We start from the raw sequence: 23,825 nt of genomic DNA on the forward strand, positions 1-23,825 counted from the left end.
TATAGGGAAAATGCGTAACTGAAGTTTTTCTCTGTGTAGCGCTCAGCTTTTGTTTTTCGCACAAAGAGAAGTGAACGAGAAGGCAATGAGTGACCGAAATAGGCTGCTACTTGTTTTGTAATCTCTAAAGCGAAGCGTCTCTTATCCTCTTTGTAAGAGTGGTTTTTCTCTGTGTAGCGCGAAGCGCCTCGGTGTCCTCTATGGTTCCAATATTTTTTTGCACAAAGAGAAGTGAACGAGAAGACAATGAGTGACCGAAGTAGGCTGCTACTTAATGTTAACCCTCTAAAGCGAAGCGCCTCTGTGTCCTCTGTAGTTCAAATATCTTTTTGCACAAAGAGGAGTGAATGAGAAGACAATGAGCGTTCGAAATAGACTAATACTTGTTTTGTAATCTCTAAAGCGAAGCGTCTCTTATCCTCTTTGTGAGTATTATTTCTTCTATACAGCGCTTCGTTACTTACGCTTGAATATATAAAAATTTCCCGCTAAAAATACTTAAAATCAATTTGATATCTTTTTAGTACCTAGCTTTAATGATATTTTAGCGCCAAGCAATCTTGCCAATATAAAGGAAGTAAAATGGCATCCAAAACCGTCGAATACTACAACCAAAATGCACAAGCATTTGTAGATGCCACACTCGATGTAGACCTCAATGAACTTTATGACGAATTCTTACCGCTGCTCCCAAAACAAGGCGCTTTACTTGATGCCGGTTGTGGCTCTGGCCGCGACGCTTTCATCTTTAAAGAGCGTGGTTATAGCGTAGATGCATTCGATATCAGCCCTGCTATGGCAAAGCTGGCGTCAGAATACTTAAACCAAGACGTTGCAGTAAGCAGTTTTCAAGAGCTAAAAGACGTTGCCAAATACGACGGCATTTGGTGCTGCGCAAGCCTTATTCACGTAGCAAAAAACGACTTAACCGAAGCATTCAACAACCTTGCCCGTGCATTAAAGCCACAAGGCATCGTGTATGTATCGTTTAAATACGGCGACGGCGAGCGCGAACACAACGGCCGTGAATTTACCGACCTAAACGAACAAGCCCTTGAGAGCATTATTAAAAACACAGACCTGTTTATTCTCAAGTCATGGCAAAGCGCCGACCAACGCCCAGAGCGCGCCACAGAAACATGGCTAAACGCCATTCTGCATAGAAGAACGATATAGTAGTTTAATGCGGTATAGCAGGTTATACCGCAATTCTCCCAGTATTGTATGGGTTTTAAAGAGTGACTCTACCTAAAATCCTATATTTGCAATAGCTTTTCATGCTAGATTGTTCCTAAACTAAATAGCCAATATTCAAGCCACAACAATGCGTTATGAGCATAAATGGCAAATAAATCGGCGTAAACAGGGAACAGTTCATGAACTTTAATGCACTATTCAAAAGTACATACAAGGCTTGATTGATGATAGCCATGCAGCAGCAACTCGATTTTATTGCTTACATTCAGCGTATGCTGGTGGAAGGTGATTTTAGTGCTACCTATAAGTTTGCACTATTGCATGCGTTGGCTGATGTTTGTGTTGAGCAGCCAATGATGTATGAAGCTAGCGAGTTAAACATTGATCTTGCTAAGCTTGCTGAAAAGTTAATAGAGCTTTATTGGCACCATGCAGTGCCATTTTCTTCTGCCCATAGTGGTGAAAGTGCTTTACTAAAACAAAATTCGGGGGCGCAATCAAAGGTAATTGCGGTGCTATATGAGTGCCAGCAAAACAATATTCGTAGCTTACGCCAGCTCAAATTAAGCCCTTACTGGCACACTACTTACAAAGCAGCTTTAGATACTTTAAAAACAGGCCCGTTGTGGCGCTTACAAATTCTCGCCAAACAAGAAGAGTGCTTTTTATACCCACACACAAAAGGAAAAAGCTATATCACTCTAAACGCAGGCATAGCCGCTTGTTTTAGACGCTTTTACGATTTAGTTGTCTATTTAGCTAAAAATGCATGGCTACAAAAGATTCAAAGCATTAAGCACAATCAAGCACTTATTGGCCCGCAAAGCCAACTGCATGACTTTTTATTTGGTTTCGACCGCGCAGCACTTAACAAAGCAAAACCAGTTTTAGTCGAAATACAAAAAGGCCAGTGCTTTTATTGTCAAAAGCCACTCACTAGCGCGATAGAAGTTGATCACTTTATTCCATTTGCCCGCTACGCTAACGATTTAGGTCATAATTTTGTTGCTGCCCATAGAAGTTGTAATAACAGCAAACGCGACTTTTTAGCAGCCCAGCTGCACCGTGAACGTTGGCAAGATCAAAACCTAGATCGTCACAGCCAGCTACTCACTGATGAACTAACTCGCTATTTTCATTGTGATGTAGACAAATCCCTTGCAGTAAGCAACTGGGCATACCAAGTTGCCAGCAGCAATGGCGCTAAACTCTGGCTAGCAAAGGATAGGTTCGAGTTGGCGGGAAGTAAAAATGTCCACGCGTTAGATCTAGTCGCGCAGACAAAGTACAAATATGATTCTTTAAGCTAATGCTTTAACCAACCGCTAACTTCCCTGCTTCATGCCACATTTCGCTTGGCATGGGGCTTACTAATTCCCATGTTATGTTCATTGGCTGGCTGCCGCTGTGGCTTTGATATTTAACCTCGCCATAGTTCACAAATCCCATGGTTCGGCCGTTTTCACCTTTGCTTTGTTCACGTACAAACAGCAAGATGGTTTTGCCTGTTTGTTGGTGCTGAATGTAGCTTAGACCGCGGCCGTGTTCTGGTCGGGCGCTGTTTTGCGTTTGCCAATGAAACAGAGTGGGGCTGATCGCAAAGTCATGGTATAGCGTTGTTGGCGAATAGGTTTTCTCGCATTTGTTGAGAGTTACAAAAAGTAATTCTAAATTTTGTTTTTTGAACTCTAATACGCCTTCACGTGCAGTCGATTTTTTATCAAACGTATGTGCACCAAATGCAGCTAATATTTGCTGGCGAGTGTAACGGCTGTGTAATTTTATTGCGTGATTAGGGAGGCACGTTAAATCACTTTCTTGTTGGTGAATACGATTTATTAAAAGCGTAATCACTTCTGATAACTCGTGTTGTAATAGCGGGTTTTTTAGTGCTTGTAAGCTTTGCTTAAGAGATTTAAATCCTAAACTTGTGCCAGTGTTATCCCAAAAATTGTAATGAGCCATTAGAGCGTATTGTTGATTTTGTTGTGTAGGTATAAAGCTAAAGTCGTTATTGCATAAATCTCTTAAGAAGCATAAATAACTGAGCGAATCACAGCTAAGTAATTGCGTATTTATAGCTCTGTAATAGGCACTATATATATCAACTTGATCTGCTGGAATATCATCGTCTTTTAACCAATGCCAACCGCCATGCTTTGTATCTTTCGGTTTATAAATATCTTCTAATGTGACTTGTGGGTTTATGCGTAAAAAGTTACTTAGTGTTAGCTTGTCGCTTGTATGATGAGAATAACTGTTTATAAGCTGTTGTAAACGGCGTTTGCTGTTTGTTGCTTGTTGTATATTACGTAAAATAGTTTTTTGCGTGCGTTCTTGCAGCTCAATACGACAGCCCAGCGGCAAGTGCGGAAAATTATTTTCTATTTCGGTTTTTATTGGCTGGTTAGTTTTGCCAATTAGAGCGCGAAACTTATTGGCAAAGTCGTATTCGGGGCGAGCGTTACCAACAAAGTCGAGTACGGTACAGCATTGCTTTTGACTGTTGTCGGGTAAACGTAGGCCACGACCTAATTGCTGTAAAAATAGCGTTAGGCTCTCGGTTGGTCTCAAAAAGAGCAGGGTATCTACTTCTGGAATATCGACTCCTTCGTTAAAAATATCAACAACGCAGAGTATGTGTATTTCACCTCGTCTAAGCGCCTGCTGTTTGTGTTTTCGTTCACTAGTATTTTTACTGGTAAGTATATCTGCACTTATACCTGCAAGGTTAAACTTACTGGCCATAAACTCAGCATGATCTTGGCTTACACAAAATGCTAATGCCTTAATAGCATTGATATTTGTAACGATGTCGTTGAGACTCGATATGATTTTATTCGCGCGGTTATTCTCGCCTGTATATAAATTACTAAGCTCACTAATATCGTAACGACCGCCCCGCCACGTTACCGTGCTTAAATCTGTATCGTCATCAAGGCCAAAGTATTGGAACGGGCATAAATGGCGCTGATTTATGGCTTCTGGTAAGCGGATCTCAGCGGCAATAACACCACAGAAATCTTCTAAAATATTTGCCCCATCTTGCCTTTCAGGTGTGGCCGTTAACCCTAATAAAATGTTTGGCTTGAAGCAATTCAGAATGCCACGGTAACTGTTAGCACTTACGTGATGCACTTCATCAATAACAATATAATCATAAAAATCAGCACTCAATTTTATGTTGTCGATTTGGTTGTTAAGGGTTTGAATTGAGGCAAATAATTGGTTGTATCTTTGAGGTTTGTAGTTGCCAACCCAAAGCTCGCCGAAATCATTATTTTTTAGCACACCACGATATGCGCTTTGTGCTTGAGTGAGGATTTCTTCTCGGTGAGCGACAAATAAAAAGTTGGCATTTGGTTTTTTGTCATACACAGTTTTAAAATCGAATGCCGATATAATAGTTTTCCCAGTGCCTGTTGCAGCCACCACTAAGTTTCTAAATCGATTATGAACGCTTCGTTCAACATTTAGTTTTTCTAAAATAGCTAATTGATGGGTTTTTGGAGTTATATCAAAATAGAACTGGTTGCTTGCTTGTCCTTTACCACGCTGTTCATTCAGTGAGTTTATTAGCTTTTCTTTACATTCAACTTTACCACTAAACAGCTCAAAGTCTGGTGATTGCCAGTAGGTTTCAAAGGTGCTTTTGGTTTTAGCGATAATATGAGGAATTTCTTGCGCGGTGATTTTTAAATTCCACTCAAGGCCGCTGGTAAGAGCCGAATGCGATAAGTTAGACGAACCAATGTAGCCAGTGTGAAAACCAGTGTTACGCATAAATAAGTAAGACTTTGCGTGTAAACGTTCTTGCTGATTGTTATAGCTTAGTTTTACTTCAGTGTTTGGCAGGCTTGCCAAAAACTCAACCGCTTTAGCATCTGTTGCCCCCATGTATGAGGTGGTGATAACTTTTAGTTTGTTACCTTGTCTTGTAAAGGCTTCTAGCTCACTTTTAAAAATCCGCAGTCCAGTCCATTTGATAAATGAAACGAGCCAATAAATGGTATCAGCTGATTTAATTTCTCTTTTAAGCTCAGTCTCAAGAGATAGGCCGGCATTTGCGCCACTAAATAACTCACTTTGTGTAAGACCTGTTAGTGGGAAAATGCTGCTTGAGTAGTCTTTGAGATTAGTGGCTACAGGGTTTTCAGTATTGAATAGAGCTGTAAGAATTTTGCCTTGGCTATCTATGAGGTTTTCATTGATTAGCTCATCGTCTTTAATATGATCTTTAAGCCATAAAACTAAGTTATTAGCTAAATCAATTTGTTCGCTTAATCGATCTTTAGAGTTGGGGATGGCATCAATCGCATGTGCGACTAATTTTCCTAAAAATCGAGCTAACCAAGTTGCGGCTTCGGCAGATTCTAGTTGGCGTTCTCCTACATAAAATTGCTTACGATCTAAATTCTGCTCAATCACTTGAGTAATAAGCTGCTCGTAAATGCCAACCTGTTCCATAAACCACTCCCTGTTATTTACAGCCAGTTTACTGAAATAGCTAATGAAAACAAGAAATAACTCATTGTTCAGTTGTAGGCGATTGCTGAGGTTTTTCCCGTGTTCACACCCGAAATTGAATTAATTATGAGTAATTTACAGCATGGATGCTGTTAAAAGCGTAGCTTGGCCACGGATGGCCTATCTACGCTGTTTACGTTCATTTAATTAATTCAAATTGAGGGAACAGTGTGAACCTCGGGGCGCCGAGAGATTCCAAAGAGAAGTCGGCGTTTACTTCTCTTTGGTTGCCGTCGCCAACGCGACATTATTAAATAATTGATGTATAAAGAGGGAGTTAACAGAACAAGGACCTGAAATGGATAACTTCATAGCACAAGGACTCAGCCTCTTATTTGTAATAGGAGGAATATATTCAATATTAGGTGTTATTTTTTTAAGAGTATGGCTTCATCAGAAGCAAGCCAAGTTACCTGTAGATCGAAAAAAATTTACTCGAGTAGCCGCACAAACACTTAACGATCAAGTAAACGATAAGGTCTTTAATGTTGTTGGTTACATAGGTTTAGCTGCATTGATTATTACAATGCCGTTTGCCCTCAAAGGGATTACCGAAATGTTGGCAAGCGGTCAATTGAACTACTTTTTTATAATTGTAATTATTGTCGGTTTAATTTACACCGCCAGAAAATCGTGGTTTGAATCAGACCAGTTAATTAAACTAAAACTAGGGCGAGACGCTGAGTTAGCTGTTGCATCTGAATTAATTGAGCTTCAATCTCATGGGTATCAAATATTTCATGATATTCAAGCTGATGGGTTTAATATTGATCACTTAGTTATTGGGCCTAATGGTGTTTTTGCGATTGAAACAAAAGGAAGGCATAAGCGCGTTAAAGATGATACAAACTACAAAGTCCGATTCGAAAATAATCTACTAGCCTTTCCATCTTGGAATGAAAACAAGCCAATTGAACAAGCAGAAATACAAGCAAATTGGGTTTATAAATGGTTAAGTGAAGCAACTGGTTTTCAAACAAAAATAACCCCAATATTGTGCTTTCCAGGTTGGTTTATAGAGTTGAAGCAGCGACCACCATTTCCTATTGTTTCCCATAGACAGTTAGCAAAAACTATATTGTCGATGCGCCAAAACCAAATAGATGGAGCTATGCAAAAAGCTATTTGCTATCAAGCTGTGCAAAGAAGCTTAAATATTTCTAAGGTTTAATTGATAGAGACTAAATTTAATGCTTAGTTTGAGTAGGCAATTTGCATCGAAAGTTTTCTAAAGCAATTGTTTTAGCTAGCTTTTATCGAATAAGTACTTCCCTAGCTAACACATAGGGAGTAATTACAACCAAATTACACAGATGTAATGTTATGAATAAATGGATTTTATTACTCGCTACTTTGGTTGCGAGTTTCAACACAGTTGCTGATGAGCAATATTCAAAAAGTCGCTGCGATAGTATTGAGGCTGAGCGCGAGGGTATTCGTAAAAGAATGAATCGTAGCTACACGGCAAGGCAAGGTGAACGTTGGAATCAGCGTTTAGATGAGCTTTTTACGCTGCTGGCGAGACACTGCAAACACCCAAAAAGAAGCTCTGGTAATGGCGGTAATTATACGTATCGCTCAAACCCTACTTCACTTTTAAACACCAAAGTACATAACTCTACGGTGTATTCAAATTCATATAATGACGATAAAAAACGCCATGCTTGGGGGCAATTTTATCAGTTACCGGACCGCTGTAGAGCTAAGAATATTCAGCAGGCTGATTTTGTATGGTGTAGCGAAAATAAAGCTGAGCAAAAGGCACTATTTGAATCGGTTTGGAGCGGTAAAGCAAAAGCAGACAATAAAGATGTTGTTATTACAGTAAAGCCGACCATTACAGAAATAAATACAAATAAAGCCACAAACCAAGTCGTGATAAAAAGCCCGATAATCGAAGCACCCGTTAAAAACGCTACGGCACCTTTAAATGATAGTGTTAGTCAGCAATCTAATAAGTTGAGTGATCTTAAAATTTGGCAATTAGCCTTGGCAGGCTTAGCGGCTATGTTGTTTGTGTTTGGTCTTTATCGTTGGTTTAAAGATTGAGTTGTTATACAGGCTAAAGCCCGACCTACAATGCCTCGCAACGCGCAACTACAGTTTCAACACCTCTCCTTGTAAACTCGGTGAGTCTGCAATACTGGTTTGGAGTTGTTCAATCAACAACTGGGCATTCGCTGATGGTGTGCGTGAATGTGGCCATAGGGCGTAAATTGGCCTTGCGGGAATACTGTCGGGGGAGTCGATATAACTAAAGTTGCTGGTGTCGTCTATACAGCAAATTTCACTCATTGGTAGTAAGCCAATGCCATAGCCTGCTTCAACCATTTTTCTGGCGATTGTAATATCAAAACAAAAGCTTATGTGTTCATACTCGGTTTTTAATTTGTTAAGTAAACTGCTGGGTAGTTGTGACTCTGAATAGGGCAGTATCAACCTTGATGTTGGGGCATCTTTCTTTGAAATTAGCTTTATTGCGATCATGCCTAGGCGCTTTTGAAAATAGCTTGAGTCTTGTTGTTCGCCGATGCGAATGGCTAAGTCAAAGCGCTTTTGACTTAGTTGGCTGTTGGCATTACTTGGGTAAATGTGGAGATTTAACGCAGGGTTTGCCATTGCAAACTGATTAACTGCACCCATCAGTGGGCCCGCAATGATGTTTTGTGGGCACAACAGGTAAAACTCTTTTGCGGCGGGCGAGTCATTTAATTGCTCAAGCTGGCTGTTAAGAGCAAGTACTTGCTCGCCTAACTCGTTATACAGTGATTCGCCTTTGGCGGTTAACACAATGCCTCGGGCTGTGCGTTGCAGTAATGGTTCGGCGAGCTTTTCTTCTAAAGCCTGAATGCGCCGTGATAGGGTCGATAGATTCAGTCCTAAATCTTTTGCTGTTTGGCTCATGCTTTTACGGCGCGCTATTTCAATAAATAAATGCAGATCATCCAGCATACGACTCCCTCAATCTTAGTTTGCATTTTCGTGACTGTTGCCACTTGCGTTGTATAAATATAGTAACGCCAAGGAGGACATATGAAAATTCATTTTACTTTTACTGCGGCATTTTCGTTTTTAATGTCGTTTTTACTTTCGGCATGGGTCACTTATGTCAACTTAGGGCTGAGCGATACATTTTTTCTAAGTTGGATGAAGGCGTTTGTCAATGCGTGGCCTGCTGCATTTGTGGTGGCTTTTACGGTTGCCCCGCCAATTCGGGCATTGGTTTTAAAGTTATATAGTAAGGAGTCAGTATGATTAATATCGTGGCAAAAATTATCCCAAAGGCGGCATTATTTGACGACTGTAAAGGGCGTTTACAGGGCATTTTAGCAGCCACTCGTTCAGAGCCAGGTTGTAATCGTTTTGAGCTGTATGCGAGCAAAGAGCAGCGTTGTTTGTTTTTAGTTGAGCAGTTTGAATCGCAAGCCGCCCTTGATGAGCATTATGCTCAGCCCTATACCAAAGCGGTGTTCGCGTTTTATGAAAACGCGTTGGCGGAGCCGGTTGAGGTAGAGGTGGTGGAGGAGTTTTAGATTTAATACTCACAAAGAGGATAAGAGGCGCTGCGCGCTAAACAGAGAAAAGCCAATACTCACAAAGAGGATAAGAGACGCTTCGCTTTAGAGACAATTAACTAATTGGCTTAATTAGTATCTCATTGTCTTCTCATTCACTTCTCTTTGTGAATAAAGATATTTGAACCACAGAGGGCACAGAGGCGCTGCGCGCTACACAGAGAAAAGCCAATACTCGCAAAGAGGATAAGAGACGCTTCGCTTTAGAGATTACAAAACAAGTAGCAGCCTACTTCGGTCACTCATTGTCTTCTCGTTCACTTCTCTTTGTGAATAAAGATATTTGAACCACAGAGGGCACCGAGGCGCTTCGCGCTACACAGAGAAACTTAATGCACAAAGAGATTATGAGGCGCTACGCTTTAGAGACAATTAACTAATTGGCTTAATTAGTATCTCATTGTTTTCTCATTCACTTCTCTTTGTGAATAAAGATAATTGAACCACAGAGGGCACCGAGGCGCTTTGCGCTACATATAGAAGGTAATTTCACAAAGAGGTTATGAGGCGCTGCGCTATAGATAACTCCTTGTCTTCCTCTATGCTCTCTATGTCCTCTGTGGTTCGAAAAAAGATCTAGCAAACCGCTCGTTTCTTCATTTAAACGCACGAAACACGTTTCATACATACAGAAAAAACTAGGCTACTGGGGAAGTACTGCTATTCGTAGCCTAGTTTAACAAGGTTGAAAGGGTTACAGCATATAGAGAATTTGCTTGGCTTTTTTTCGGGTTAAACAAGCGGCCATTGGGCGTTTTGCAAACAGCTTGGCTGAGACAGTATGCTCTTTGCCCATGTATTGGTTGTGCAGAGTTTGCACATTGACTTTGCAGGTCACCGAATTTGTGTTTTCTACATAACGAATTTCTACTCGTTCTACTTTTTGAATTAAGTTTTTATAAGGGTAGCCTTCATCGGTATCAAGCTGCGTTATTACCGGTTGATTGGCATAACTAAAGCTTGAGGCACACAAAAGTAATAAAATAATTAAGTATTTCATGGTGGTTGTCCTTGTCTTGTTGCGGTTGGCTGTATGAGTATTACTTGTGTTATGACTACTGACAAACGATTAAAAATTACCTATGCTTAAGTTTTTATTAACCATAAAACGTATGCAGTTACCTCCATTAAAAAGCCTTTGGTATTTTAAGCACGCGGCAGAGTTAGGTAGTTTTAAGCTTGCGGCAGAGCAATTATTTGTTAGCCAAGCTGCGGTTAGCCAACAAATTCGTCTGTTAGAACAACAGCTTGATTGCAGTTTATTTACTCGTCATACCCGCTATGTAGAACTAACTCGCCAAGGCGAACAGCTATTACCTCATGTACTTAAGGGGTTTAGTCATTTACAGGCAGGCGTGCAGGCTGTTAGCCAAGATAGCCACCCAAATACGTTAAACTTAACTGTGTTACCTTCTTTCGCCAGTGGCTGGTTGCTTGGTCGTATTAGCGATTTTCAAAACAAATACCCCAATATCAAAGTGCGTATAGAGCCTAGTGACCAACTTGCTGACTTTTCATCTGGGCAGGTCGATTTAGGTATTCGATTTGGGCAAGGTAGTTACCCGGGTTTGCATAGTGAGCTTATCAGTGACGACAGCCTATTTTTGGCTTATAAACCTGGTGCCATTGATGTTCATAAGCCCCTAAAACCACAGGTTCTGGCACAAAAATTAATTAAAGATGTGTGCCCAGATGCAGAGAGAGGCTGGTTAACTTTGGCTCAGCAACTAGCTGTCAGTCCAGATGCGCTCCCCGCACTTGAAATCGATAATGCAGCATTGGTTATTCAAGCCACGTTAGCAGGGCAAGGTATTGCATTGGTAAGACGGCGCTTAATCGAAACTCAACTTCAACTTGGTCAGCTAGAGATTTATCCAAACTTTGAATATCAATGCCAATTTAAGTATTACCTTGCTGCGCCGCCCGATCATTTTAAATGGCAAAAAGTACGGCTGTTTAAAGCTTGGTTGCTTGAGCAGTTTGCTATGGATGATCAGCAGTTTGATAGTGGAAATAATCAATCTGAAGACTTTTAATAAGTATTGCTCGTGGGATATGTAAAAGCTTGCACTGGTAATTTATCAGTCTTTTAGGTGGGTTTAGCGCAGATTTCTTGCAGTTTTATTAGAAACTGCTAATCTGTACCCCTAACTTTTACAGTGACGTAAATTAATGATTAAACGGATTTTAATGACAACAGCGTTGTTGTTGCCTAGTTTTGTCTGTGCGCAGCAATCAACTCCTTCAGAAGCTTGCCAATCTATGCAAGCAGAACGTGTAGAGTTACAAATAGCCCTGCGCAAAACCAATCTTCTCGACAAAATTGAAGCTTATAAACAACGCATCCAAAGCTTGTCGGCACGAATATCTGAAACATGCTTTAGTGAAGAGCAAATAGCAGAGCTTAAATCGTCTTTGTATAACCCTGACATTAATGAGCTTGAAAACACTTTGGCAGAGCCATTAACTGAGCAAGCCTACATTAGCAAACAAGCTGCATGGGAGCGCTTTTATGTTATGCCGCCACGTTGTGCTGCTCGCTCACTACAGCTGCAAAATCTAGAGTCGTGCTTTGAAAATAAGCAAGTTCAGTTTCAGCAGTTTGATATGTTATGGCAGCAAAAAAATGCTCAACTTGCCCGAACAGAAGCAAAGCCTACTGACCCTTTTCATGAGTTTGTATTACCCAGTAAAGCTGAGCGCGCAAAAATTAGTATGGAGCAAGAGCTAAAGCGCTACAGTTATGGTACAGATTCGTTTTTACCAACTAACATTATTGTGTTGTGTGTTTTAGCTGTACTGGTATTTTTTGGTTTGATATTTGTGTTTCATTGGATAATGCGCCCACGTCCAATTGTAAAGTGAGTCAAATGGGAAGTTAGCAAGAGTAAAGGGGAAAGGTTCTAGGCAAGATAAACACTGTTTTTAGTCGTTAGATGTTAGGTGTCAGCCGAGCTGTGGGGTTGGTTAGGTCGGGTGTTCTCCTCAGCGATTTAAGCCTTGTAGGAGGTACTTTAGTGCAGAATAGAATCAAACATAATCCATGTAAACCTTTTCAAATTTTCTATATTCAGACGCGCGAAACAAGTTTCACGCCTACGGGGGAAGCATAGGCGCTAGGACGCGATGTAAAATCGCTGCTACAGACTCGCATCTCGTTTCTCGCTACTTTCCCCTCGTAACTTAAGACAATTCCCGGCTAAAGCCAGTCCTACGGGCTTTAGCCTCGAAACTTGTAACTTTCCCCTTGTAACTCGTAACTTTATCACTCATCCGTTTTAAACTGTTTGGCGCGCTCTTCTGCGTCAATCAAGGCTTGTGATTTTGGCTGTTTGGATTTGCTTTCAATCACAGGCTTCTCGTCTGAACTAGGATCCCAAGCAGGGTCAAGTGATAAGTTGGCAAATGGGTTATGTGGCTTATCATCTTGTTGCTCTAACTCTTTATCAGCTTCTTTAAGCTCATCGTCGTCATTTAACTCTTTAGAAACATCAACCGTTTCTTCAATTGGCTGTGTCGGCTCCTCTAAACTAAATGAAGCGGGTTCATCTTGCAGCTCTTGCTCAAGTGCTTGTAAAGCTTTAGCTAAATCATCATCGCTAATATCGTCTTGATCAGCTGTTGTATTTGGTGCAGTGACTGTTTGATCTTGTTCAGTGAAATGATCAGTAAAAGATAAATCATCATCCATTAATGAAGATAAGTCATACTCAGGTACCTCATCTTTTGCAGGTTCATCATCAGCGGAAGGCTCTTTAGCTGAATATTCATCAAAACCAAACGATGAAGATGCAGTAAAGCTAGGCTCTTCTATTTCTGGTTTCTCAAGTTCGTCAATTTCAGGTTTTTCAAGCTCTTCTACCTCAGCTAAAACTGGCTCATCATCAGCGATAGGCTCTTTAGTTGAGTATTCATCAAAACCAAACGATGAAGATGCAGTAAAGCTAGGCTCTTCAATTACTGGCTTTTCAAGTTCGTCAATTTCAGGTTTTTCAAGCTCTTCTATCTCAGCTAAAACTGGCTCATCGTCAGCGATAGGCTCTTTAGTTGAGTATTCATCAAACCCAAACGATGAAGATGCAGTAAAGCTAGGCTCTTCAATTGCAGGCTCATCAAGCTCACTAATTTGAGGCTTTTCATGCTTTTCTATCTCAGCTAAAACTGGCTCATCGTCAGCGATAGGTTCTTTAGTTGAGTATTCATCAAAACCAAACGATGAAGATGCAGTAAAGCTAGGCTCTTCAATTGCAGGCTCATCAAGCTCACTAATTTGAGGCTTTTCATGCTTTTCTTTCTCAGCTAAAACTGGCTCATCGTCAGCGATAGGCTCTTTAGCTGAATATTCATCAAAACCAAACGATGAAGATGCAGTAAAGCTAGGCTCTTCTATTTCTGGTTTCTCAAGTTCAGTTATTTCAGGAGCCTCTAGTTCTGGCTCTTCAAATGGCTGGGTCTCAGTGATTCGTGGTTCGTCTTCTGCGATAGGCTCTTTAGTTGAGTATTCATCAAAACCGAAAGAAGATGTAGTAAAGCTTTGCTCTCCTAAGGCCGGTTCATCTTGCTGAACGTCATCAGATTGACTATCTACTTCTTCGTTAACGGTGAACGATGAAGAAAGGTTTGCGAGTTTAAGCTCTTGCTCTAGCTCGCGTTGTTCATCTAAAAAGTCATCTTCAGAATCATGCGTGTTTTTCTCGTCGTAGCCAAGTTCAAGATCTTTAAATTGATGGGCATTAGCAAAATCATCTTCAGGAGCGGGTTCTGCTGATGTTTTAGATTCTTGCTCGTCTGTATCATACTGAGCACTAAAGTGCATAAGTTCAGATAGTTCATCACTGCTTTGTGTTTCGATTGCCGAAAAAGCATTGTCAGGTACTATATTGCTGTCCGCATGCGGGTGATCTTGTTCTTCACTAAGCACGGCGGCAGTTGCATTTTTTAACTCTTCAGCTTCTTTTTCAGCGGCAGCTTGCGCTTCTGCTGCGGCTTTTAATGCTTTAGCTTGCATCAAGCTTTGTTCAAGCTCTGAGTCTTCGTCTGCTTTTTTGCTTTGACGAATACGCACAATCACTAAACCTGCAACAAGTAGCACCAACAACACAATTAGGCTTGGCATAAATAATGAACTTGAAGAGCTATCATTGTTTTCTGGAATAGGAGCTGGAGTTGGTGCCGGAATAGGTGTTAGCGCCGAATCTACTTTTGTTTCAGGTTCAACTGGTTTTTCAGCAGGTGCTGTTTCAGCTTCAGCACTTTGGGGTTTAACTGCAACAGCTTGCTCTTGAATTGCAGGGTTGGTAGTTGATTCTACTACAGGTTCTTCAGGAGCATCAGAAATCGTAATTCGATCAACTTTTGCTGGCATTTCTGTTTGCTCTGCAGGTGTAGAACTTTGCTCTATTTGCTGTTGCTGTGATACAGGCTCTTGAACTTGGGGTTCTGCAGCTAATTGCTCTGACTGAGTTTGCTGTTCGTTGATTTCAGAAGGTTGCTCAACAGCTGGTGTAGTCTCTTCTTCAGGCGTAGCTAGAATTGCACCAGAATGTACATTAGGGTTGGCTGCTGTGGCTGAATTAACAGGAACGATTTCTTTAGTTTGTTGTTCTAGTTTTTCAAAGCCAGCTGCATTATTGACAGGGGTGGGATTTTTACAGTTTTTTTCATAGTTTCTGGCAGCAGATCGGTAGTTCTTATTGCTGGTATTAAAGCGATACTCGTGCATTTGCTGTTTTAACAAAATACACATAGCTTCGTTGTACTGCGCTTTACTCGTAAAGCTTAAGCTTAGGAGTAATAAGCAAAAAGTTGTTCTAATAATTGGCATAAGTTCAGACCAGTAAGGTTTAATTGATGAGCCGACAGTTAATTAATTCTAAGCTGAGACGGGTAATTTATCCACATTAGGTTAACAAATTACGACTATTCGTATTAGCTAATCAATTACCATGAGCGCACGGTATTCGTCGTAAGCAAATTGGTCGGTCATACCGCTGATATAATCTTGAATTAGGCGGCAGCGATAATAAAATTCGTAGGCGGCAAAATGATCTGGTTCGGCTTTTAGGGCATCAATGGCTTTTTGGTAACTATTTAAATGTTTATTAGACAGCTTTTTAACTAGGCGTGTTTCAATTAAATAGTTTTGATCGCCTCTTAAAACACGCTTAAAAGCTTCTGCATCAAGGGTAAGTAAAGGTTTATAGCAATCGAGTAAACCGCTAATAATACGGTAACCTTGCAGCTCTAATCGCTCTACTTCTTTGTGGCAAAATACATGCTTTAAAGCTACCTGTTTTAAAGTGAGCGTAACGGCGTGCAAGTGACTGCGGTCTTCTAATAAAGCCTGATTAAAATCACCGTGATAAATGGCTTCTATATTATTAATAAACCGGTCTGCCGCGTAACTTACCAATGGGTGTAGCAAAGTAACTCGCAGATAGATAAAAAACTCACTGTTAAAATTGTAGGGCTGCTCTTGAGCTTTACTTAATGCATAATCAATCGCTTTTTCGGCAAAGTCACTGTGCTTAGTATCGTTAATGGTTAGGTTAGTGAGTGTGCGGGTGTATTGATCTTTTAGCTTTTCACATAGCGACTCAACACTAATAATGCCCTTTTCTACGGCATCTTCAATATCGGCTAAACAATACGAAATATCGTCGGCAGCTTCCATAATATAGCTAGCAGGATGACGGCAGTATTGCTCAATTTCGAGCTCAGTTTGCAGTGCATCTATAAAAGGTTTTTCGCTAAAGTAATAACCCACTTTTTTCATCAGGTAATTTTTATCTTGCGGACTGTCTTTTTTCGTCATGCTGGCCGGGCGGGTGTATTTTAAAATTCCGGCACTTTGGCTGTAGGTTAAGTTTAGTGATAGTAATGAATGAATTATGCGAATACCTTGGGCATTACCTTCAAAGCTTTTGATGTCTTGTGCTAGGTGTTTAAAGATCACACTAATGCCAATACCTTTACAGCGCTCTGGTGTTAGTGCGTCTAAGTGTTTTTCAAACCATTGGTTGATGGCTGCCTCGCCAAAGTGACCAAATGGCGGGTTGCCGATATCGTGCATTAGGCACGCCATTTCTACTAGGCTTTCAAGCGGTCGTTCAAGCCCCGCTAGGCCATACTCTTTTTGTTTTGCATCACTAAGCTTATTAAAAATTGTTTGTACTATAAAACGGCCTACTTGTTGTACTTCAAGCGAGTGAGTTAGTCTTGAGCGCACTGCGGCGTTGCGTTCGAGTGGAAAAACTTGGGTTTTTTGTTGCAAGCGGCGAATTGCAGCGCTGTTAATAATGCGGCCCCGATCACTTTCAAGCGCAGTGTGTAAATTATTGGTAGAACGCATTTCGCGTGCTGGAGTTATTTTCTTACCAAAATCGATCATTTCTCATTCCCACAAAGCGGTAAAATCGGGCTTTTGCGTGTTGTTAGCAAAATTTTGCCAGTTATTAAATTAAATCTAACAGCTTGTATCTTAAATTAAAATATCCATTTTTATTAAAGTTATTACTTTAAATAAGGACCTTTATTCATATATTATTCAGTTTTACGCACTTCTTTATTATCTTTAATTAGAAAGGAAAGCCTTTTGGCTGTATAGCAATGATGCAAACTTTGTCTCAAAAACCATGGCTAATAACATGTATTCTTCTGTGTTGTATTAGTTTAACTGCTTGTAAAAGTACCCCTGAGCCAAGTGCTGAAAGCACCTTAACAGTTGCCGAAAAAAATGCCATTAAGGCCAAACATGATGCACTGCGTGCTCGCGGTTTTTATGAAACCCAACTCGGTAATATCAACTATGCTTCGGTAAGGCAATGCAGTAATTTTAATTTGCAAAGCCACCGTGGCTCTATTCGTTATGCAGAAAACTCCCTCAATGCGGTGATTGATGCAATTGACAACAACTTTGATGTAGTTGAGATTGATGTGCGTATTACCCGTGATGATGTTTGGGTTGTGCATCATGATGCCCGTACTGGCCGTGAAACAGGCACGGTTGATAATAAGCGTCGTAAAATTGAATCGATGAGATATGAAAAAGAGTGGGGCTATTTACGTCATCGTAATCAAGAAACAGGGTTGCTAACCGATGAAATGCCGCCGTCATTTAGAGAGCTTGCTGCCACATTTGCGCGCTATCGCAAGCCTCATCAAAAGCTGAATATTGAAATAAAATCAAATGCCTCTGTAAACGACTTAAAAATGCTTGATTACTTAGCTTATGAGTTTGTTGGCGGTGGTAACTACTTTTTTAGTAGTTTAGAAATGCGCAACCTCAGCCGTATGCGCGACATCAACCCAGATATTTACTTGGCATTTATTCAGTCACCGGCAAAAGCTTCGATGAATAAATTAGCAAGCGACCTTAAACGCGGCGCTGGTAGCGATCCAATTTACGAGCGTAATAAAGAAGAACTTGAGAGTTTACAAGCTCTTGGCAACCGTTATCATCGTGAAAAGCGTTACGATAGTCCTGTTAAGCTCGATAAATTAGCAAAACAGCTAAAACGTAACTTTGGTTATGTGCTTGATATTCGTCACTACAAGCAAAGCGCAGCACGCTTAAAACCAGTTGCTAAAGCTCGAGGCATTATGATTGCTACCTATTCTATTAATGGCCACGATTATCATGAACGAAGCCTATTAGCACAGTCGCGCTCACTTCGCCCTGATTCTGTGATCATGGACGACACCGTATATGGCTTTTGTTCTGTATTCGAATTACCAAAAATGCAGCCGTTTTTTAGTGATGAAGCAGACGCTAAGTTAATTGCCAGCATGCCGGTAGATCTTGATTTAGAACGCCTTGATGAGCTGTATGCTTATAAAGGGAATCAGCTTTACCCTGCGGTGGGCGGCACCCTTAAATCAACCCAAGCACACACTTATATTCCAAAAGTAACATCGACTCCTTCAGCACCTAATTTAGAAATAGGGACTCGCCAAGCTGATGAAGATTTTAGCTTAGAAACAGATCCTGCTGTTGAACTAGAACTACGTAAAAAACAATAAGAACAAACCTATGACTGATTTAATAAAGCCGTTTTGGTGGCGCTGTTTGCTACTTTTTTTAGCTACTTTATATTTATTACCTGAGGCAATTTTTAATGCCCAGTTAGTTTCTTTAGTCGGTTTAGGGACGCCTTCTGCAGAAGATCTTGAACACCTTGAAATATATGGCCGAGCAGTGTCTGGAGTGGGTGTTGCGCTGCTTTTAGCTGACTTTTTACCTAAAGCAATGGTTGCCAAAGTGGGCCGTGGGATTATCTCGTTTATCGCTTTATTATGCCTAGTTTGGCCTGTGGTCTTTTTCGGCCAAAAATATGCTATTGAAAAGACTTTAATTGAGCCTTCAACCGCAGAGCAGCGACAGTTTGCTACCTACAGTGCAGCACTTAGAGATGCATTGGCGATAAACTCAATTAAAGTGAATGATCTTGATTACGACCCTGAGCAATTACATAGCTCAGAGAACCTGACCTTTTTGGCGCTGTTTGGTGGCTTACTGTATAGCGATGCCGCGCTTTCCGACAACTTAGAGCAGGATAAGCGTAAAATTATTGCTGCTTTTGTGCAGAAAAAAGCGTATCAAGATTTTGATCAGCACTATAAAAACTATAGTCAGTTATATGATGAGCTGGTGGTTAAATACAAAGCCTATGCTGATGGCAGTAAAAAGTTCAACAGCACTTTGGCAGGCATAGGTGAGCGCGAACAAGGGTACTGGCAACAAGTTGAGCAAGAAATAAATAGCGGCTGGAGCAAATACCAACAAGCGCAAAAAGCCCATATTGCAAAAGCGTCAGCACGAGCACAAAAATATGGGCCGAAGATTTATGATTACCACCACAGCATTGCAAAATGCCGTGAGCGTTATGACAAAAGTAGTGAAAAAGACCGTCGAAATCGTTGTTATGAACGCGAAGCCGCTGACTACCGAAGCAATATTTTAAAAGCGGGTATTGGCTACATTGAGCCTGATTACTGGCTTATTGAAGAAGATGTTTCGGTTGCTGAAAATGCCGCTGGCACTATTTTAATGGGGGTGCTCACTGGTGGTGTTTATACAGCACTACAAGCTGCAAGTTTAGCAACCGGTGGCGATGGCGGTTTTAAAGATAAGCGCTACAAATACACTGATGATCCAGATCATTATCAGCTGCGCTTTTTACAACATCCGAACTTTCATAAGATGTTTATTAGTGAAACGGGTTACCCATTTACGGTTGAAAATTTAATGGCGTTTCGTGCTCACGAAACAACTCAAAAGAAGCTTCGAACACATTTTGCGAGCAAAGGGTTACATCTTGAAAGCAACTGGAATGTGAATCAACGCCAGGCATTTGCCAACGCTGTAGCCTCTAAGGTAACCAGCGAAGCAAATTTGCAATGGCAAAACGAAATGCGCAAACGCGGCATGAGTTTAGAGCCAAACTTAAGCTGGGTTGCGTTTCAATTACACCCGCAAATTCAAGCGAAAATTGCCGACAGAATGGGCGATTTATACGTGAAAAATATTCGCGCCGATTGGAATAAAAAGAACTTCAAAGACAAGGTGCTAGATCCAAACATTGCAAAACGCACTGACAAATACCTCGCCATGCTCAATAGTTCAGAAGGTAAATTTGCTGATGGTGGCGAGTATGCCGAGTACGGTAAGCAAGCGTTACGTTCGGTCATTATTCCGCCTATTTCGATGTCGCTGTCACTGTTTTTGATTTGCTTAACCTTTAGTAAGTTACCGTTAAAACTGTGGCAACTTATTAAACCAAACCATGAAAAGCAGCCAACGACTGCTGTATCTGTATTGCAAAAGCTCATTATGCCAGCGCTGATTTTGATTGCACCGGTACTCTTTATTCATAACACCTTTACCGAAGACGAACAAAGCCCTGTTAACTACTTTTTAGACAAGGTCGATGAGTCGAGCAATCCGGTGTTTAGTTATGCTATTCGTTGGACCTTACATGCACAACCAGTGTTGCATCCTCTGGGTTTAGCGTTTGAAGAAAAACTACACATTTACGATAGCTTTAGCCCGGTTAGCCATGCTCTAGCTAAGGTGGATATTTTGCGTCATGGCGATGGCAATTTAAGCGCAGAGCAACAACAGCGAAGACAATATATGGTCGAGCAAAAAACCAAGCTAACCATTACCACAAATGCGCCGAATGCCACTATCCGTATTATGAATATTGGTCCTAAATATCGCCCTGGTATGACTTTAAAAGCTGGCGCTTATGATATTCAAGTGTCGGCGCCAGGCTATAAAACGTATCGACGTTGGCACCAAGTAGATGCTGGCGAACAAACAATAACCATTGATTTAAGCAATTAATTAAGCAAGGAATGAAAATGCAACATTGCCAAAATACGGTTTATGCCACCGATCTTCACTGTTGTGATTGTGGAGAAGCTCTTGAGCAAAAAAGACAAATGCATACGGTTGAAGAACTCAGCCCTGACTTGCTGGTTGATGTAAAAAACTATGCGCCACAAGCGAGCACGATCACAGGTGTTGTGAAATCGATGTATTACTATAAGCGCCGCTATAAAACCAACAACGACAACATGCTATATGGTTATTGGTGGCTAGAAGTTGAAGATAAAAACGGCATTATTCATGAGTTTAGTGTTGATGCTGAAAAAGATGTGATTGCTAACCTACAAAAGGGTAATGTGATCACCGCATTTCAAGAAACACCGCTAACACTTAATTATCGCATTGCTGATGGCAACGCCAAGCGAGTCGTTAAGAATGACCGTTTTATGCCAATTGTTATTGTGCATTTTGCCGATCAACAATATCGCAGCTGGGATAAAACCATTAGCCGAAACTACACTGGCGGAACCATATTGTGGCTTGTACTGAGTGTTATTACATTCTTTATCATGTTGTTTGCTGCAAAACTTGAGTTTTTGCCTGCATTACTTGCTTCATTACCCGTGGCAATCGGGGTGTTTATGGCTGAGCACAACTACCATAAAAAAGCTAAAGCCAAACAAGAAGCAAAGTATGATGCAATTTTAGCGGCAACAGATGTGATTCTATCGACCACCCTAAATCAATTGGGTTATAACATGCTGGCAAGAACCCCGAGTAAGTCAGATGTTATTTGTATTTCATGCCAGCAACGTATTAGCCAAGATGCGGCACATTGCTATTGCTGTGGCGCTAAGCAACACGTTGAAGCGAATGCTGCAAACGAACAATCGCTTGCAAAAGATGATGAGCAAGCCATTAGCATTCAAATGGCGCTAGAGCCGAGCATAACTAAACCAACCAGTATTGCTGAGCTTGAACATGCCATTATGGACGAGTATAGCCTTGCATATGAAAACGATTATGTGCATAAAAATGTTTGGGCACGTAACGAGAAAGGCACCATTCGTCATCGTGCAGTGCTTGGCAAAGTATTAGAAAAAGAACAAAGCGCACATGCCAATGAAACTCGCCAAACAGTGACCACAACAGAAACCACAACCACTTATCGAGGTGGCACGTATGTTGGTAGTGATGTAAAAGAGCGCGTTGAGGTTTATCGTAATCGTAGCACCACCTTGAAGGGTGAAATCATGCTTGAAACCGCATCGGGTGAACCGTTTATTTTTAAAGCGGGTGAAGATTTACTTGGCTCTGTAGATATCGGCGATTGGGTGTATTATGCATATAGCAGTGTTGATACAAAACGTTATTATGAGTATTACCGTGAATATGCGGTCAATGTGAGCAAAGACATTAAGTACGACCACTCTTCTGTTAGAAACTTTGGTATGGTGCATGGTTTTAACCGTATGGTATTGCTTGGTCTTACGTCAATAGGGCTGGCTTGGTACTTTGATGCGCAAGATTTTTATCCTCTAGTTAATACACTTGTGCCAGATGTTGGGATTGATTTACTCAATAATTATCCGCAAGTAGTCGAGCACTTAGATGGCCTACCGGTTGCTGTGTTTATTGTTTTAAGTGTTGTTACTGGCATTTGGGGTTTTATGTATAGCCAAGTAAATGGTTCACGTTTAAAACGTAGTGTGAAAAAGCTAGAAAGCATGATCACAAAATTTTCAAAACAGTTTGATAAAGTCACTGAGAAAATCAACAAATTGAATTAAAAAGGGTTTCGCATGCGTATTTGGCAATTAGTTTTAGCAAGTTTATTAGCGTTCAGCTCGATAGTAAAAGCGGAGCAAGAACAATCGGTCGTACTTATTTCGATAGATGGGTTTCGTTGGGATTACATTGAAAAACACCATGCAAAACATTTAAAAGCAATCAGTGAGCAGGGTGTTAGAGCAACTAAAATGCGCCCTGTTTATCCGACCAAAACTTTCCCTAATCATTTGTCGATTATCACCGGTTTATTACCTGTTAATCATGGCATTGTTGAAAACCGCTTTTGTGATACTGAGCGCAACGATTGCTACAAAATGGGTAAAGGGAAAGACGATAGTACATGGTTTAGTGGCATTCCGCTTTGGAACCTCGCACAAATGCAAGGCTTAAAAGCAGCAACCTACTTTTGGCCTGAGTCAGATGCGCGCTTTAACGGCATGCTGCCTGATTACTTTTATCATTATTCTAAACACAGTGATTACCAAAAGCGTGTTGATCAAATTATTCAGTGGTTAAGCTTGCCAAAAGCACAGCGCCCACGTTTGGTGATCAGTTATTTTTCGCTGGTAGATAGCATGGGACACGAGTTTGGTCCTGATGCTAAAGAAACCTATGATGCGGTGCAAAAGTTAGATAGTTTAATGGCGGATTTATCTAGCCGTTTAAAAGCGCTTGATGAAAACATTAATCTAGTGATTGTGTCTGATCATGGTATGGCGTCTGTTGATCCAAACCTTAGTATTAAAATTGATAGCCTACCTCAAGACGAAAACTTTATAGTGCAAAACACCGGTCCACGTGTTTTATATTATGCAAAACCAGATAGTAAAGCCGACATCAGTGGGTTTAGTAAAAAGCTCGCAAAAGCGGCTGAGGGTCGTTACATCGTGCTAACTGAACAGCAAAAGCGTGGTTATCACTATAATAAAGGCCCGCGAGTTGGCGATATTATTTTGCAAACCGATGCACCTCGTGTGTTCACTGATAGTAAAATGGCAGGCTATTTGGGCACTCATGGCTATGCCTATAGCGAAGATATGGCTGCAACTTTTATTGCCAACGGACCTGCCTTTAAACAAGGCCTACGTGTAGATGAAGTAAGTAATTTAGATGTATATCCGCTTATCGCCAAAATCCTTGGTCTTGAGATTTTAAGCCCAATCGATAGTGACGGCGCAAGTTTATTCCCAGTGGTAGTTGAAAAGCTGTGAGGGGAAAGGAAGCTGTAAGCTTTAAGTCATAAGTTTTAATTTAGTTTGTGGCTGACCTTGCCAAGGTTAAATACGATATCGTAGGCGTGAAATTTATTTCGCGCGAAACAAGTTTCACGCCTACGAGTGAAAACGTTTGGCGCTGGGCGCTAGGATTTAGGCTCTTTGACGCGATATAAAATCGCTGCTACA

17 protein-coding genes are annotated in these 23,825 nt (G+C 40.9%); 12 read left to right on the plus strand and 5 right to left on the minus strand.

Annotated features, from left to right (window positions below; translation table 11 throughout):
- The first annotated feature begins 582 nt into the window (after window positions 1-582).
- Both HCZ11_RS00870 and HCZ11_RS00875 read left to right on the plus strand, forming a co-directional pair.
- Window positions 583-1,176: a bifunctional 2-polyprenyl-6-hydroxyphenol methylase/3-demethylubiquinol 3-O-methyltransferase UbiG gene (locus tag HCZ11_RS00870; RefSeq protein ID WP_167657348.1), complete on the plus strand. Its 594-nt coding sequence runs from the start codon at window positions 583-585 to the stop codon at window positions 1,174-1,176.
- A 242-nt stretch (window positions 1,177-1,418) separates the two neighbouring features.
- Entirely contained in the window at window positions 1,419-2,507 is a 1,089-nt protein-coding gene (locus HCZ11_RS00875; protein WP_167657349.1) for an HNH endonuclease, read from the plus strand.
- 4 nt (window positions 2,508-2,511) lie between these two features.
- Here HCZ11_RS00875 and HCZ11_RS00880 read toward each other — a convergent pair whose 3' ends face one another.
- Window positions 2,512-5,664 carry a DUF3427 domain-containing protein gene (locus HCZ11_RS00880; RefSeq protein ID WP_167657350.1) on the minus strand — a complete coding sequence of 1,051 codons (3,153 nt, stop codon included), beginning with the start codon at window positions 5,662-5,664 and terminating at the stop codon, window positions 2,512-2,514.
- A gap of 358 nt (window positions 5,665-6,022) precedes the next feature.
- On the opposite strand from HCZ11_RS00880, the gene HCZ11_RS00885 reads away from it, so the two are divergent.
- Together HCZ11_RS00885 and HCZ11_RS00890 are read left to right on the plus strand one after the other, a co-directional pair.
- The gene (locus HCZ11_RS00885; protein WP_167657351.1) at window positions 6,023-6,895 is read left to right on the plus strand and encodes a nuclease-related domain-containing protein; all 873 of its coding nucleotides are present in this window, start codon (window positions 6,023-6,025) and stop codon (window positions 6,893-6,895) included.
- Window positions 6,896-7,047: 152 nt separating this feature from the next.
- Window positions 7,048-7,773 (plus strand): hypothetical protein, encoded by a 726-nt coding sequence (locus HCZ11_RS00890; protein WP_167657352.1) that lies wholly within the window; start codon window positions 7,048-7,050, stop codon window positions 7,771-7,773.
- Between the two features lie 48 nt (window positions 7,774-7,821).
- Here the strand turns inward: HCZ11_RS00890 and HCZ11_RS00895 are convergent, their stop codons facing one another.
- Window positions 7,822-8,676 (minus strand): LysR family transcriptional regulator, encoded by an 855-nt coding sequence (locus tag HCZ11_RS00895; protein ID WP_167657353.1) that lies wholly within the window; start codon window positions 8,674-8,676, stop codon window positions 7,822-7,824.
- An 81-nt stretch (window positions 8,677-8,757) separates the two neighbouring features.
- On the opposite strand from HCZ11_RS00895, the gene HCZ11_RS00900 reads away from it, so the two are divergent.
- Both HCZ11_RS00900 and HCZ11_RS00905 read left to right on the plus strand, forming a co-directional pair.
- Window positions 8,758-8,979, plus strand: a complete 222-nt coding sequence (locus HCZ11_RS00900; RefSeq protein ID WP_130052956.1) for a DUF2798 domain-containing protein — start codon at window positions 8,758-8,760, stop codon at window positions 8,977-8,979.
- Window positions 8,976-9,257: a putative quinol monooxygenase gene (locus tag HCZ11_RS00905; protein WP_167657354.1), complete on the plus strand. Its 282-nt coding sequence runs from the start codon at window positions 8,976-8,978 to the stop codon at window positions 9,255-9,257. The genes HCZ11_RS00900 and HCZ11_RS00905 overlap by 4 nt, the downstream gene beginning before the upstream one ends.
- A 736-nt stretch (window positions 9,258-9,993) precedes the next feature.
- Here the strand turns inward: HCZ11_RS00905 and HCZ11_RS00910 are convergent.
- Window positions 9,994-10,299 (minus strand): hypothetical protein, encoded by a 306-nt coding sequence (locus HCZ11_RS00910; protein ID WP_130052954.1) that lies wholly within the window; start codon window positions 10,297-10,299, stop codon window positions 9,994-9,996.
- A gap of 82 nt (window positions 10,300-10,381) precedes the next feature.
- Here HCZ11_RS00910 and HCZ11_RS00915 point away from each other — a divergent pair, with 82 nt between their 5' ends.
- The gene (locus HCZ11_RS00915; protein WP_254869044.1) at window positions 10,382-11,335 is read left to right on the plus strand and encodes a LysR substrate-binding domain-containing protein; all 954 of its coding nucleotides are present in this window, start codon (window positions 10,382-10,384) and stop codon (window positions 11,333-11,335) included.
- Between the two features lie 136 nt (window positions 11,336-11,471).
- Window positions 11,472-12,164, plus strand: coding sequence for a hypothetical protein (locus HCZ11_RS00920; RefSeq protein WP_130052952.1), 693 nt, complete (start codon window positions 11,472-11,474; stop codon window positions 12,162-12,164).
- Window positions 12,165-12,564: 400 nt separating this feature from the next.
- Here the strand turns inward: HCZ11_RS00920 and HCZ11_RS00925 are convergent, their stop codons facing one another.
- Together HCZ11_RS00925 and dgt are read right to left on the minus strand one after the other, a co-directional pair.
- Window positions 12,565-15,123 carry a hypothetical protein gene (locus tag HCZ11_RS00925; RefSeq protein WP_167657258.1) on the minus strand — a complete coding sequence of 853 codons (2,559 nt, stop codon included), beginning with the start codon at window positions 15,121-15,123 and terminating at the stop codon, window positions 12,565-12,567.
- Between the two features lie 108 nt (window positions 15,124-15,231).
- Window positions 15,232-16,689 (minus strand): dGTPase, encoded by a 1,458-nt coding sequence (gene dgt / locus HCZ11_RS00930; RefSeq protein ID WP_130052950.1) that lies wholly within the window; start codon window positions 16,687-16,689, stop codon window positions 15,232-15,234.
- Window positions 16,690-16,907: 218 nt separating this feature from the next.
- On the opposite strand from dgt, the gene HCZ11_RS00935 reads away from it, so the two are divergent.
- The 4 genes from HCZ11_RS00935 to HCZ11_RS00950 are packed head-to-tail and all read left to right on the plus strand — an operon-like array spanning window position 16,908 to window position 23,633.
- The gene (locus tag HCZ11_RS00935) at window positions 16,908-18,320 is read left to right on the plus strand and encodes a glycerophosphodiester phosphodiesterase family protein (protein ID WP_254869045.1); all 1,413 of its coding nucleotides are present in this window, start codon (window positions 16,908-16,910) and stop codon (window positions 18,318-18,320) included.
- 10 nt (window positions 18,321-18,330) lie between these two features.
- Window positions 18,331-20,646, plus strand: a complete 2,316-nt coding sequence (locus HCZ11_RS00940) for a carboxypeptidase-like regulatory domain-containing protein (RefSeq protein ID WP_167657355.1) — start codon at window positions 18,331-18,333, stop codon at window positions 20,644-20,646.
- 17 nt (window positions 20,647-20,663) lie between these two features.
- Complete coding sequence (locus HCZ11_RS00945; RefSeq protein ID WP_167657356.1) at window positions 20,664-22,421, plus strand: hypothetical protein; 1,758 nt, start codon at window positions 20,664-20,666, stop codon at window positions 22,419-22,421.
- Between the two features lie 12 nt (window positions 22,422-22,433).
- Window positions 22,434-23,633 (plus strand): alkaline phosphatase family protein, encoded by a 1,200-nt coding sequence (locus tag HCZ11_RS00950; RefSeq protein WP_130052949.1) that lies wholly within the window; start codon window positions 22,434-22,436, stop codon window positions 23,631-23,633.
- The last annotated feature ends 192 nt before the right edge of the window (window positions 23,634-23,825 follow it).

The sequence above is a fragment of the Pseudoalteromonas sp. HF66 genome (assembly GCF_011806445.1).
GTDB lineage: Bacteria > Pseudomonadota > Gammaproteobacteria > Enterobacterales > Alteromonadaceae > Pseudoalteromonas > Pseudoalteromonas apostichopi.